The organism is Mesorhizobium abyssinicae (genome assembly GCF_049887195.1).
GTDB classification, from domain to species: domain Bacteria; phylum Pseudomonadota; class Alphaproteobacteria; order Rhizobiales; family Rhizobiaceae; genus Mesorhizobium; species Mesorhizobium abyssinicae.
Map to the genome: position 1 here is coordinate 58792 of NZ_JARAKC010000007.1, position 12371 is coordinate 71162.

Here is a 12371-nt window from a genome sequence, read left to right on the forward strand (position 1 = left end):
CGGCGAAGGCGCCGAACTTAACCGCTACACACTTTTCCTGGAATTGCCCTAGGTGACGACGAACCCGTGCGCGAACGGATCGCGGTCGTCGATGAAGATGGTGTTCAACCCGGTCATCCGCGCCCAGCCGCCGATCGAGGGGACGATCGCCGGCTTGTCCGCGACGACGACCTCCTTTTCGACCCTGCCCTTGAACAGCGAACCGATGATCGATTCGTGGACGAAGCTGTCGCCGGCCTTGAGCTTGCCCTTGGCGTGCAACTGCGCCATGCGCGCCGAGGTGCCGGTGCCGCAAGGCGAGCGGTCTATCGCCTTGTCGCCGTAGAAAACGGCATTGCGCGCATCGGCTTCCGGATTGGTCGGCTTGCCGGTCCACAACATGTGCGACAGCCGGTTGATGCCGGGGTTCTCCGGATGCACGAACGAGTACTTCTCGTTCAGCCGCTGCCGCACCACCGGGCTCCAGGCGATGAGGTCGCCGGCCGAATGGTCGGCCATGTCGCGATAGTTCGCCTGCGGCTCGACGATGGCGTAGAAATTGCCGCCATAGGCGACATCGACGCTGATCTCGCCGAGGCCGGGACACTCGACCGTCAGCCCCTCGGCATAGAGGAAGGAGGGCACGTTGGTGATGCGCACCTCCTCCACATACTCGCCGACCTGCTTGTATTCGGCGATGACCAGGCCGGCCGGCGTGTCGAGCCGCAAGATCCCCGGCGTCTTCGGCTGCACCAGCCCATGCTCGATCGCCATCGTCACCGTGCCGATGGTGCCGTGGCCGCACATCGGCAGGCAGCCCGACGTCTCGATGAACAGGATGGCGATGTCGCAGTCCTCGCGCGTCGGCGGATAGAGGATGGAGCCCGACATCACGTCATGGCCGCGCGGCTCGAACATCAGCCCGGTGCGGATCCAGTCGTACTCGGCGAGGAAATGCGCACGCCGCTCCATCATCGTCTTGCCCTCGAGCAGCGGCCCGCCGCCGGCGACCAGCCTGACCGGATTGCCGCAAGTGTGGCCGTCGATGCAGGAGAAGGTTTTCTTGGCCATGATGATGCTTCCTAAAGCAATTTCAGGAAAAGTGTGAAGCGGTTAAGTTCGGCGCCTTGGCCGTAACCTTCCGTCCGCAATTGCGTCAAGACAAGAGAGACCGGTCAGAACCGCTGCGGACTGAAGGGGGTGAGATCGACGGGCGGAGTCTGCCCGAGAACGAGATCGCGGATCAAGCGCCCGGTTGCCGCTGCCTGGGTCAGGCCGAGATGGCCGTGGCCGAAAGCATAGAAAGTGTTCGGCGCGCGCGCCCGGCCGATGACCGGCAGCGAATCCGGCAGCGACGGGCGATAGCCCATCCATTCGCGCCCGCCCGACGGATCGAGCCCCGGCAGGAAGCGCCCGGCCTTTTCCAGCATGGCCTTCGACCGCGCGAAATTAGGCGGGCGCTCGATGCCGCCGAGTTCGACGGCGCCGCCGACGCGCAGGCCGGTTTCCAGCGGCGTGATGACGAAGCCGTGCCCGGAGAAGATCAGCTGCCGCCTGACATCGAACGCGGCCTTAGGCAGCGTGGTGTTGTAGCCGCGCTCGGTCTCCAGCGGGATGCGCTCGCCGAGGTCCCTGGCCAGAAGATGCGACCATGCGCCAGCGGCGATGACGAGCTGGTTCGCCTTCCGGGTCGAGCCGTCGGCAAGCATGATCGTCGCTCCATCCGCGCCGGCCTCGATCCGCGCGACTCGCGCGTGCTCGAAGCGGGCGCCGAGCCGTTCGGCGTGGGCCCAGACCGCCTTGCCGAGCAGCTTGGGGTCGGCGACCGTTTTCCAGCCCGGCACGAAGGTGGCTTTGATGAAGCGCGGCGAAAGCCCCGGCTGCAGGGCAGCCATCTCCGTGCCCTCGACATGGTTGAAGCCGATGCCGTAGCGCTCACGTGCCCCCCAGTCGGAAAGCGAGGCGCGGAACTCGGCCTCGCTCTCGTAGAGTTCGAGCGAGCCGTCCTCGCGCAGCATCGGCCTCGTCCCGGAGCGGTCGAGCAGGCCCATCCACTCCGCTTCGGCAAGCCTCATCATCGCGGCCTGTGCGGCAAGGCTGGTCTCGTAGCGGTCGCCGCGCCCGGCGCGCCAAAAGCGGATCAGCCAGGGCAGCAGCTTCGGCAGATAGGCGGGCGGAATGGTGAGCGGGCCGAGCGGATCGGCAAGCCATTTCGGCAATTGCCGCATCATGCCCTTATGCGCCAGCGGCAGCACGTCGGTGAAGGCGAAGGCGGCGGCGTTGCCCGAGCTCGTTTCCTCGCAGATGCCCGTGCGATCGAAGATCGTGACGTTTCGCCCGGCCTCGGTCAGGTAGGTGGCGGCGCAGATGCCGATGATGCCGCCGCCGATGATGGCGATGTCTTCCCCTTCTCCCCGTTCACGGGGAAAAGGTGCCCGAAGGGCGGATGAGGGGCGGCGCCCCTCCTCGGTCTCATCGGAATTTTCCTGCACGCGATGCTACCCCTATTCGGCTGCCACCAGCTTGTCCGCCGATCGAGGAGACGCCTGCAGCGCCGGCAGTTTCGGCCGCACAGCCAGCGCATCCATGACGATCTTTTCCACCGCCTTGCGGCGCTCGCCCGACAGCGGCCGGCGCGGCATGCGAACGCGATCATTGGTATTGATCGCCAGCACTTCAGCAAGCTTGATGTTTTGGACCAGATAGGTCGAGACGTCGAGGTCGAGCAATGGCCGGAACCAGCGATAGATCGTCAGCGCCTCCTCGCGCCGGCCCTGCTTCATCAGCTGGTAGATCGCCACCGTCTCGCGCGGGAAGGCGGTGACCAGCCCCGCCACCCAGCCGATGGCGCCGACCGACAGTGCCTCGAAGGCAAGATTGTCGACGCCGGTGAACAGGTCGTAGCGGTCGCCGAACCGGTTGATGATCTCGGTCGAGCGGCGGATGTCGTCGGAGGATTCCTTGATGGCGACGAAGCGCGCGTCGGACGCCAGCTCCTCCATCAGGTCGACGGTGACGTCGACGCGGTACGCCAGCCTGTTCGAATAGATCATGACCGGCAGGTCGCCGGCCTCGGCCACGGCGCGCAGGGCGGCGGCCGTCTCTGCCGGGTCGGTATGGTAGATCGGGCTGGGCACCACCATCAGCCCGCTGGCTCCGGCCTGCGCGGCGCGACGCGCGATGCTTGCCGCCTCGCGGGTGCCGGGCTCGTTCACAGTGAGCAGCACCGGCTTGCCTCCGGCGACCTGCTGCGCCGTCTTCAGCACCTCGATCTTCTCGTCATGCGACAGCATTGGCCCTTCGCCGAGCGAGCCGCAGACGATGATGCCGTCGCAGCCGGCCTCCATCTGCAGCGAAAAGCAGCGCTCCATCTCGGCATGATCGAGACGGTCGTCCTCGGTGAATTTGGTCGTGACGGCGGGGAAAACTCCAGTCCACATGGCATCATCTCCAATCTGATATATCAGTGATATATCTAACAGGAAACCGGCTGTCAATGCGGAATCTGCTATGATATATGGAAAATATATCAGGAGGCCCAATGGCTCTATTGGAAGATATATCTCGTTTCGAGCCGGCGGCTGCGAAGGCCTATCGCGCGCTCGAGCACATGATCGTCACGCTCGAACTGGCGCCGTCGAGCTTTGTCACCGAGGGTGCGCTGATCGAGCGTCTCGGGCTCGGCCGCACGCCGGTGCGCGAGGCGATCCAGCGTCTGGCCTGGGAGGGCCTGCTCGATGTCCGGCCGCGCGCCGGCATCGCGATTGCGCCGCTCCATCCCGGCGACTGGCTGCGTGTCCTCGATGCCAGGCGCGGCGTCGAGGTGGTGCTGGCCCGCTCGGCCGCGCGTTTCGTCACCCGCGAGGCAGCCGACCTCTTTCACGACGCCGCCCTTGCCATGCAGAAGGCGGTCATCTCGGGCAATGTGCTGGCCTTCATCCAGGCCGACAAGGCGCTCGACGAGGCGCTCGCACTGGCCGCCGACAACCCCTTCGCGGCGCGGTTGGCGGCGCCCTTGCAGACCCACAGCCGCCGCTTCTGGTTCCGCTACAAGTCGGATACCGGCCTGGCCGAATCGGCCGAACACCATGTCGCGCTGATCCGCTCGATCCTCGACGGCGACGAGGAGGGGGCGGCCAAGGATGCCAAGCGGCTGATGGCGCTGCTGCGCAGCCATGCCGAGGTGGCCGCCACCCGCTGAGCGATGCTCGATCTCAGTATCGCGCGCTATGGTCGGCCGGCGCCGCCACGCTTTCCCAACTGTTGCCGGCGGCGATTATGCAGCTCGTGCCGGTAACGTCGGTGACGATGATGGTCCACGTTCCGCTCTGGCCGACAAACATTTCCATGATCGCGACTTGGCCGATCAGCCCGAAGGCAAACTGCCGTTCCTGGAAGTTCTCGCTCAGGTGGGTAACCAGAGCGCTGTGTTCGGCACAGTTTTGATATTGAGCGCCGGCGCTGTTCGTACCCATCGCCAGCGCGCTGGCAAGAACCAGGTTTCTCACCCAACCCAACAGGGATTTGCGTGCCATGGGGCACCTCCTTTTGCCATCGCGTCCCGGCAAAAGGAGACAGCCTCATCTTGCCGGAGCGGCCCAGGCCGGTTCCGACGTCATCATCGCGTCGTTCCTTTCTGCGTTCCGGTCTGCCACCAATGGGAACCTTCCGGATGTTCCCATTATGTTCCATATATGGTGACGGCGAAGGCAAAGCACAAGCGGGCACCCTTTCGGGCGCCGCAATCCATTCGAAATGCCAAAAGACCCGGCCGCGGGCCGCCTCCCTACGACAGCGGGAACGACGTCCGCTCAGGTGCCCGGCAGTGCAGCCGCCATCATGGCTCCGTCCCAACCGTCGCCCGCCGTGATGATGCAGCTCAGGCCGTGCGTGTCGGTGGCCAGGATGGTCCAGGTGCCCTTTTCCGACACGAAGATTTCGAGGATCACATTCGGGTTGACCAGACCGCGCGCGGCCTCGCTTTCATGGAACTTCTCGCCGAGCGCCTTGATGACGTCGGCACGCGCGGCGCATTGTCCGCCCGCAACGGCCTGCGCGACACCACCGCATATCGCAAACACCGCAAAGCACGTTCCCGCCAAAAGACGTCGTGTCATCTGACAACTCCTTGCGCCAGACGAGAACCCCGGCAGCCACCGGCGCTGTTGGATTGGCCTGCAAGTTTGCAGGAATACAACCTAAGACGGAGCGAGCCCGCTTGGTTCCATCACATCGGTGTTTTGGCGGATACCGGCCGCGATCGGAAAGCGTAAAGGCCCGGCGATGGCCGGGCCTTTATCAGTCGGTCGTCGGATCTGGATCAGTTCATCGTCGGGATGACGAACTCGGCACCGTCCTTGATGCCAGCCGCGCGCCCGCAGCCGAAGGCGAGGACGCGCAAAACCGGGAACCGTCCGGCTAGTTCATCGTCGGGATGACGAACTCGGCACCGTCCTTGATGCCGGCCGCGCGCCCGCAGCCGAAGGCGAGGACGCGCAAAACCGGGAACCGTCCGGCTAGTTCATCGTCGGGATGACGAACTCGGCACCGTCCTTGATGCCAGCCGCGCGCCCGCAGCCGAAGGGCGAGGACGCGCAAAACCGGGAACAGTCCGGCTAGTTCATCGTCGGGATGACGAACTCGGCACCGTCCTTGATGCCGGACGGCCAGCGCGAGGTGACCGTCTTGGTCTTGGTGTAGAAGCGGAACGCATCCGGGCCGTGCTGGTTGAGATCGCCGAAGGACGAGGCCTTCCAGCCGCCGAACGTGTAGTAGGCGATCGGCACCGGAATCGGCACGTTGACGCCGACCATGCCGACCTGGACACGCGAGGCGAAGTCGCGCGCGGCGTCGCCGTCGCGGGTGAAGATGGCGACGCCATTGCCCATCTCGTGGTCGTTGGCGAGCTTGATGGCGTTCTCGTAGGTCGGCGCGCGCACCACCGAGAGCACCGGGCCGAAAATCTCTTCCTTGTAGATGCGCATGTCGGCGGTGACGTTGTCGAACAGGCAGCCGCCCATGTAGTAGCCGTTCTCGTAGCCCTGCATCTTGAAGCCGCGGCCGTCGACGACGAGCTTCGCGCCTTCCTTGACGCCGATGTCGACATAGCCCTTGACGCGCTCCAGCGCCTGCGCCGTTACCAGCGGGCCGAAATCGGCCGAGGAATCGGTCGACGGGCCGACCTTCAGGCTTTCGACGCGGGGCACCAGCTTTTCCATCAGCCGGTTGGCGGTGTCGTTGCCGACAGGAACCGCGACCGAGATCGCCATGCAGCGCTCGCCGGCCGAGCCGTAGCCGGCGCCGATCAGCGCGTCGACTGTCTGGTCCATGTCGGCGTCGGGCATGATGATCATGTGGTTCTTGGCGCCGCCGAAGCACTGCACGCGCTTGCCGGCGGCGGTGCCGCGCGAATAGATGTAGTGGGCGATCGGCGTCGAGCCGACGAAGCCGACGGCCTTGATGTCCGGATCGTCGAGGATGGCGTCGACCACTTCCTTGTCGCCGTTGACGACGTTGAGGATGCCGGCCGGCAGGCCGGCTTCGATGAACAGTTCGGCAATGCGGATCGGCACGCCCGGATCGCGCTCGGAGGGCTTCAGGATAAAGGCATTGCCGCAGGCGATCGCCGGCGCGATCTTCCACAGCGGGATCATCGCCGGGAAATTAAACGGCGTGATGCCGGCGACGACGCCGAGCGGCTGGCGCATCGAATAGACGTCGATGCCGGGGCCGGCGCCGTCGGTGAACTCGCCCTTCATCATGTGCGGCGCGCCGATGCAGACCTCGACCACTTCGAGGCCGCGCTGGATGTCGCCCTTGGCGTCGGCGATCGTCTTGCCGTGCTCGCGCGCCAGGATGTCGGCCAGTTCGTCATAGTCGCGCTGGACCAGTTCGAGGAACTTCATCAGCACGCGCACGCGGCGCTGCGGGTTGGTGGCCGCCCACTTGGGCTGCGCCGCCTTGGCGTCCTCGACAGCGGCGCGCAGTTCCGCCTGCGAAGCCAGCGCCACCGTGCCGCGCACGGAACCGTCCATCGGCTGCATCACGTCCTGCTTGCGGCCGCTGGTGCCGGCGACACGCTTGCCGCCGATGAAATGACCGTAGTCGATCATGGTTTCTCTCCCTGTTTTGGTGATGAGGCATTGTCCGCCTTTGCGGCGGTGATGGCAACGCGAGCGGAATCGCAACCGTTGTGCAGGAAATGGACAACGGCAGCCGACTGTGCATTAATTCCCGCAAATAGCGAGCTGCGTCTGTCGTTTGGGATCACCAAGGTTGAGTTCCTTCGCGCCCCCCTCTGTCCTACCGGACATCTCCCCCACTTGGGGGGAGATTGCTCCCTCATTTCTGCTTTCGCCAATCTCCAACGTTGCAAGGAAATGGCCGACGCCAAAACTGCTGATCTCCCCGCTTGTGGGGGAGATGTCCGGCAGGACAGAGGGGGGCGCGAAGGAACGCGGCTTTGACTATTGTCATCAAGGTCACTCCCATGAACTGGGATGACGTCCGCATCTTCCTCGCCGTGGCGCGCGCCGGCCAGATCCTCGGCGCTGCGAAGCGCCTCGAGCTCAACCATGCCACCGTCTCGCGCCGCATCGCAGCGCTCGAGGAGGCGCTGCGCACAAAACTCTTCCGCCGCCTGACCACCGGCAGCGAGCTGACGCCGGCCGGCGAACGTTTCCTCGACATTGCCGAGCGCATGGAAAGCGACATGATCGCCGCGCGCTCGACCATTGCCGGCGAAGGCGACGATGTTTCGGGCACGGTGCGCATAGGCGCGCCGGACGGTTTTGGCGTCGCCTTCCTGGCAAAACGGCTGGGAGAACTGACCGCCCTCCACCGCGAGCTCACCATTCAGCTTGTGCCGGTGCCGCGCTCGTTTTCGCTGTCGCGGCGCGAGGCCGACATCGCCATCACTGTGGAACGCCCGACCGAAGGCCGGCTGGTGGCGGGAAAGCTGGTCGACTACACGCTCGGCCTGTTCGCCTCGCGCGCCTATGCCGAAGCCAATGGTCTGCCGGCGACAGCGGCCGAGCTCGGCCGGCACACGCTGATCGGCTACGTGCCCGACCTCATCGTTAGCCCCTCGCTCGACTATGCCGCCGAGTTCAGCGCCGACTGGAGTTCGAGCTTCGCCATCTCCTCAGCGCTCGGCCAGGCCGAAGCGGTGCGCTCCGGCGCCGGCATCGGCATCCTGCACACTTTCGTCGCCCGATCGATGCCGGAACTGGTGCCGGTCGATATCGTGGCGCCGATCCGCCGCGCCTACTGGCTGGTCTATCACGAATCGGTGAGGCCGCTGCGCCGCGTGCAGCTCGTCGCCAATTTCATCACCAGGGCGGTGGAAAGGGAACGCGCTCTGTTCGTCTGAATCGCCTGCCTTGCGCTTGCCACAAAATCGGCGAGTGTGGCATCAGCTGATCGAGCGGCTGTAACGCCCGGTGGGGACATTTTCAGAAAGCTGGCGCGGATAAAATGCGAGCCGTTCTTGCCATCCTGCCGCTGGCCTTCCTCTCGGCTTGCGCCAACCCGTGGACGAAAGTGCCGGAGGCTGAACTTCCGAAGCCGATCCGCACTGCGATGGCGCGCCCCTCGGCTTTCGTCTTCGGCAATTATTGCGGGCCGGGGACCCGCTCCGGCGATCTGTCGCTGCGGCCGGTCGGCCGCCTCGACGCCGCTTGCCAGGTCCACGACGCCTGCTACATCGCCCGCCGCAACCATTGCGACTGCGACGGTGCGCTTGTCGCCTCGGCGAAAGTGATCCGCGACGACAAGACCGCCCCGAGGACGATGCGCAACGAGGCCGAGCTTTTGATCGCCACTTTCGCCGTCCCGGTCTGCAAGGTCTTTCCGCAAGGCTTCATGCCGCCGCGCGACCCCGCTCAGCTCAAGGCGATGAACGGGGCGACCGGGTGAACGTAAGGTCCGCGGCAACAAAAGCGCTGTTCGGATTGGCGCTCGCGGCGATGGCCGGCTGCGCCGGCATGCCCGGCCGCTCCGCCTGCGCTTTCTTTCCGGGCGACGATGCCTGCGACCGGCCGCCGATCTCGGCCGACGGCACCGGCGCCGCTCTCGCGACCGCGCATTACTTCAACAATGCCGACAACAGCGACTACGAGAAACGCTTCCAGGCGCTGCTGGCCCAAAGCCGGCTCGACGCGCTCGACCGCACGAACGGCACCGGCCGTTTCGGGCATGACTGGCGCGACATTCATAACAGCCGTTTCCAGGCGACCTACCGGGCGCTGCAACAGCTGGCAAGGCCGATCGACACGACCGCGTTGACGCCGGCGCGCGGCAAACCCGGCGAGGATCATTTCACCGGGCGCTGGCGCATGTCGCGGCAGACACTCTATCTCGATGCCGCCGCCCGGCCCTCCGGGCCCAAGACATTCAGCTTTTCCGGTCTGGAGGCGCGCTCGGTCGAGATTGTGCTCAGCCAGGCCGGCCAGAAGCCCCTCGATATCGGCGGCACTTGCGATGGGCCGTTGGCGATCCGCGCGTCGGGACGATCGAGCACGATCGCCGCGGGCTCGGCATTCCATCTCACTCTGCCGGCGGGCGAGGCATCCGCGAGCCTCTATCCCGGCGAGGCGCTCAGCCGCTGCGACCTCAGCGTCAGCTCCGGCCTGGCGCCGGCCGGCGCGCCGCTAACCATTTTCCGCGAGGAGGTTGCAGACCCTTGGGTCGCCGGCCTCGACAGCCGCTACGACCGCTGCCCGGTGCCCGATCCCGATGGGCTCAAAGAGCTCGACCGCGTCTTCTACGCCGGCCGCTGGCTGTCGCAGACCTGCGCGCTGCCACTTGGCAAACCGCTGCTGCTGCGCAAGTCGCGCGACGGCTTCAACGCCAAGGTCGAGGCGCTGCTGGGAGAGCGGCTTCCCGACAGCGCGTTCGACAAGGCCGATCCCGAGCAGCCGCTCGATTTCTCGCACGCGCCGAAACTCAGGCTGATCTATCTATCGTCGCTGGAGTTCAAGGCGGACTTTTCCGGCCGCATCATCGAGCGGCTGATCCGCCATCATGCCGCCTTGGGCACCAAGGTGCGCATCCTGGTGACCGACGTGCTGGAGCGCGAGAAGGACGACGCCCTGCTGCACCGGCTGGCGGCCGAATTCCCCAATGTCCAGCTTCAGGAATACCGCTGGCGGGCCGACCATGGTGCGCCGATCGACGAGCAGATCTCACAGCTGCACAAGACCCATCACGTCAAGATGCTGGCGACGCTGGCCGAAGATCCCGGCCGCTCGCGCGTCATCATCGGCGGCCGCAACATCCATGACGGCTTCCTGTTCCACAAGCCGGTCGACCTGTCGCGCTATCCGGACCTGCAGCAATACGGCAGGACCGACGGCTTCTCGCTGAACTACTATTCGAACTGGAGCGATTTCGACGTTGAGTTCGCCGACCCGGCCACGGTCGAGACGCTGGCCGCGCATCTTTCGACCGTGTGGCTACGCGACGCCGACACCAACATCTCGCGACCGTTTTCGATCCCGGTCCGCGCCAGTGGCCGGCTTCCGCAAGGCGTCGCCCGGCACTTCATCTCCGTGCCCTATGAAGACGGGCACGCGCTGGAGAGCTATTTCGTCGAGCTGATCGACACCGCCGAGCACCATATCCAGATCGTCAACCCTTACCTGAATTTGACGCCGAAGCTCGCGCTGGCCTTCGACAGGGCGCTGGCCAGAGGCGTGAAGATCGACATTGTCGGCCGCATCGACCTCAAGGGCGACATCGGCGGCAAGTTCCTCACCGCGCTCAACAAGCTGTTCGTCGAGAAGTATGGCGACCGCATCGATATCCGCGAATTCAAGGCGCCCGACGTGGTGCTGCATTCCAAGATCATGATGATCGATGAGAGGCTGGTGACGATCTCATCGGTCAACCTCAACAACCGCAGCTTCTTCCACGACTCGGAGAACGGCATGACCGTTCTCGACCCCGCCTTCTACGCCAGGATGAAACCGGTCTATGACGACTATCTTGCCCATTCAAAGCCGGTCGCCACCAACGTGACCATCCCCTGGGCCTACCGGCTGCTGTTCAGAGAGGGCTGGGTGAAGCAGGCGTTTTGAGGCAGGTCGCCCTAAAAGCGCGCTGCGGTCCTGGGGACACCTGAAGGAGCAGTTGCCCTACTTCAGGTAGCGTTCCGGCCCGAGGTCGCGGGCGTTGATCTCCGGCACCCGGCTGGAGATGATGTCGGCTAGCACCTTCGCCGAACCGCAGGCCATGGTCCAGCCGAGCGTGCCGTGGCCGGTGTTGAGATAGAGGTTGGACAGCTCGCTGCGGCCGACCAGCGGCGGCCCGTCCGGCGTCATCGGCCGCAAGCCGCACCAGAAGGTTGCGGCCTTGAGATCGCCGCCGCCCGGGAAGAGATCGCCGACCGAATGCTCCAGCGTGCGCCGGCGCGACTCGTGCAGCCTCATGTCGAAGCCTGAAATCTCCGCCGTGCCGCCGACGCGGATGCGGTCGCCGAGCCTGGTGATCGCCACCTTGTAGGTCTCGTCCATGACGGTCGAAACCGGCGCCGCCTCGGCATCCTTGATCGGCACAGTGATCGAATAGCCCTTGACCGGGTAGACCGGGATCGGCCGTTTCAGCCAGCGCATCGCCTGCGCCGAGTAGCTGCCCATCGCCATCACATAGGCATCCGCCGCCCTCCAGCCCGTGCTGGTATGCATGTTGTGGACGCGGTTGCGGCTGCGGATGATGCGCCTGATCAGGGTGTCGTATTCGAAGGTCACGCCGCGCGCCACGCAGAGCTCGGCCAGGCGGTCGGTGAACATCTTGCAGTCGCCGGTTTCGTCACCCGGCAGCCTGAGGCCGCCGACGAACTTGCCGCGCACGTTGGCCAGCGCCGGCTCGGCCGCGATGCAGCCTTCGGGATCGAGGACTTCATAGGGGACGCCGTATTTCTTCAGCACCTCGACATCGCCACCGGTGCCGTCGAGCTGCTTTTGCGTCCGGAAAAGCTGCAGCGTGCCCTTGGAACGCTCGTCATAGGCGATGCCGGTCGCCTGGCGCAGCGCCTTCAGCGTGTCGCGGCTGTATTCGGCAAGCGGCACCATGCGCGACTTGTTGAGCGCATAACGCTCGGCCGTGCAGTTGCGCAGCATTTTCAGCAGCCAGGTCCACATATGCGGGTCGAAGGCCGGCCGCACCACCAGCGGACCATGCTTCATCAGCAGCCATTTGATCGCCTTCAGCGGAATGCCGGGGCCGGCCCAGGGCGAGGCATAACCCGGCGAGACCTCGCCGGCATTGGCGAAGCTGGTTTCCAGCGCCGGACCTTTCTGGCGGTCGAACACTGTCACTTCGTGGCCGGCCTCGGCGAGGAAGTAGGCGGTGGTGACCCCGATCACGCCGCCGCCCAGCACGAAGATCTTCAT

General features: G+C 65.3%; 11 protein-coding genes. 4 read left to right on the forward strand and 7 right to left on the reverse strand.

Annotated elements, in window-relative coordinates:
- Positions 1 to 48: 48 nt before the first annotated feature.
- The 3 genes from PU724_RS17050 to PU724_RS17060 all read right to left on the reverse strand — a co-directional run bounded on the left by PU724_RS17050 (position 49) and on the right by PU724_RS17060 (position 3419).
- Positions 49 to 1050 (reverse strand): 4-hydroxyproline epimerase, encoded by a 1002-nt coding sequence (locus PU724_RS17050; protein WP_292105674.1) that lies wholly within the window; start codon positions 1048 to 1050, stop codon positions 49 to 51.
- A gap of 104 nt (positions 1051 to 1154) precedes the next feature.
- The gene (locus PU724_RS17055) at positions 1155 to 2471 is read right to left on the reverse strand and encodes an NAD(P)/FAD-dependent oxidoreductase (protein WP_354423044.1); all 1317 of its coding nucleotides are present in this window, start codon (positions 2469 to 2471) and stop codon (positions 1155 to 1157) included.
- 12 nt (positions 2472 to 2483) lie between these two features.
- Positions 2484 to 3419, reverse strand: a complete 936-nt coding sequence (locus PU724_RS17060; RefSeq protein WP_127282954.1) for a dihydrodipicolinate synthase family protein — start codon at positions 3417 to 3419, stop codon at positions 2484 to 2486.
- Between the two features lie 101 nt (positions 3420 to 3520).
- Between PU724_RS17060 and PU724_RS17065 the strand changes: the two genes are divergently transcribed.
- Positions 3521 to 4180, forward strand: coding sequence for a GntR family transcriptional regulator (locus PU724_RS17065; RefSeq protein WP_127282953.1), 660 nt, complete (start codon positions 3521 to 3523; stop codon positions 4178 to 4180).
- 13 nt (positions 4181 to 4193) lie between these two features.
- On the opposite strand, the gene PU724_RS17070 is transcribed toward PU724_RS17065, so the two are convergent.
- The 3 genes from PU724_RS17070 to PU724_RS17080 all read right to left on the reverse strand — a co-directional run bounded on the left by PU724_RS17070 (position 4194) and on the right by PU724_RS17080 (position 7091).
- The gene (locus PU724_RS17070) at positions 4194 to 4514 is read right to left on the reverse strand and encodes a hypothetical protein (RefSeq protein WP_127282952.1); all 321 of its coding nucleotides are present in this window, start codon (positions 4512 to 4514) and stop codon (positions 4194 to 4196) included.
- Between the two features lie 276 nt (positions 4515 to 4790).
- The gene (locus PU724_RS17075; protein ID WP_127282951.1) at positions 4791 to 5096 is read right to left on the reverse strand and encodes a hypothetical protein; all 306 of its coding nucleotides are present in this window, start codon (positions 5094 to 5096) and stop codon (positions 4791 to 4793) included.
- A 498-nt stretch (positions 5097 to 5594) separates the two neighbouring features.
- The gene (locus PU724_RS17080; RefSeq protein ID WP_127282950.1) at positions 5595 to 7091 is read right to left on the reverse strand and encodes a CoA-acylating methylmalonate-semialdehyde dehydrogenase; all 1497 of its coding nucleotides are present in this window, start codon (positions 7089 to 7091) and stop codon (positions 5595 to 5597) included.
- Between the two features lie 377 nt (positions 7092 to 7468).
- On the opposite strand from PU724_RS17080, the gene PU724_RS17085 reads away from it, so the two are divergent.
- The 3 genes from PU724_RS17085 to PU724_RS17095 all read left to right on the forward strand — a co-directional run bounded on the left by PU724_RS17085 (position 7469) and on the right by PU724_RS17095 (position 11057).
- Positions 7469 to 8350, forward strand: a complete 882-nt coding sequence (locus PU724_RS17085) for a LysR family transcriptional regulator (protein WP_354423047.1) — start codon at positions 7469 to 7471, stop codon at positions 8348 to 8350.
- Positions 8351 to 8454: 104 nt separating this feature from the next.
- Positions 8455 to 8895 carry a phospholipase A2 family protein gene (locus PU724_RS17090; protein ID WP_127286145.1) on the forward strand — a complete coding sequence of 147 codons (441 nt, stop codon included), beginning with the start codon at positions 8455 to 8457 and terminating at the stop codon, positions 8893 to 8895.
- The gene (locus PU724_RS17095; RefSeq protein ID WP_354423049.1) at positions 8892 to 11057 is read left to right on the forward strand and encodes a phospholipase D-like domain-containing protein; all 2166 of its coding nucleotides are present in this window, start codon (positions 8892 to 8894) and stop codon (positions 11055 to 11057) included. The genes PU724_RS17090 and PU724_RS17095 overlap by 4 nt, the downstream gene beginning before the upstream one ends.
- Before the next feature lie 57 nt (positions 11058 to 11114).
- Here PU724_RS17095 and PU724_RS17100 read toward each other — a convergent pair whose 3' ends face one another.
- Entirely contained in the window at positions 11115 to 12371 is a 1257-nt protein-coding gene (locus tag PU724_RS17100; RefSeq protein ID WP_292174342.1) for a D-amino acid dehydrogenase, read from the reverse strand.

What these genes read in the sequence shown, in the direction of transcription:
- PU724_RS17075 (WP_127282951.1), bottom strand. Translation starts at nt 5,096, where the DNA reads ATGACACGACGTCTTTTGGCGGGAACGTGCTTTGCGGTGTTTGCGATA.
- PU724_RS17100 (WP_292174342.1), bottom strand. Translation starts at nt 12,371, where the DNA reads ATGAAGATCTTCGTGCTGGGCGGCGGCGTGATCGGGGTCACCACCGCC.
- PU724_RS17090 (WP_127286145.1), top strand. Translation starts at nt 8,455, where the DNA reads ATGCGAGCCGTTCTTGCCATCCTGCCGCTGGCCTTCCTCTCGGCTTGC.
- PU724_RS17080 (WP_127282950.1), bottom strand. Translation starts at nt 7,091, where the DNA reads ATGATCGACTACGGTCATTTCATCGGCGGCAAGCGTGTCGCCGGCACC.
- PU724_RS17070 (WP_127282952.1), bottom strand. Translation starts at nt 4,514, where the DNA reads ATGGCACGCAAATCCCTGTTGGGTTGGGTGAGAAACCTGGTTCTTGCC.
- PU724_RS17050 (WP_292105674.1), bottom strand. Translation starts at nt 1,050, where the DNA reads ATGGCCAAGAAAACCTTCTCCTGCATCGACGGCCACACTTGCGGCAAT.
- PU724_RS17085 (WP_354423047.1), top strand. Translation starts at nt 7,469, where the DNA reads ATGAACTGGGATGACGTCCGCATCTTCCTCGCCGTGGCGCGCGCCGGC.
- PU724_RS17060 (WP_127282954.1), bottom strand. Translation starts at nt 3,419, where the DNA reads ATGTGGACTGGAGTTTTCCCCGCCGTCACGACCAAATTCACCGAGGAC.
- PU724_RS17065 (WP_127282953.1), top strand. Translation starts at nt 3,521, where the DNA reads ATGGCTCTATTGGAAGATATATCTCGTTTCGAGCCGGCGGCTGCGAAG.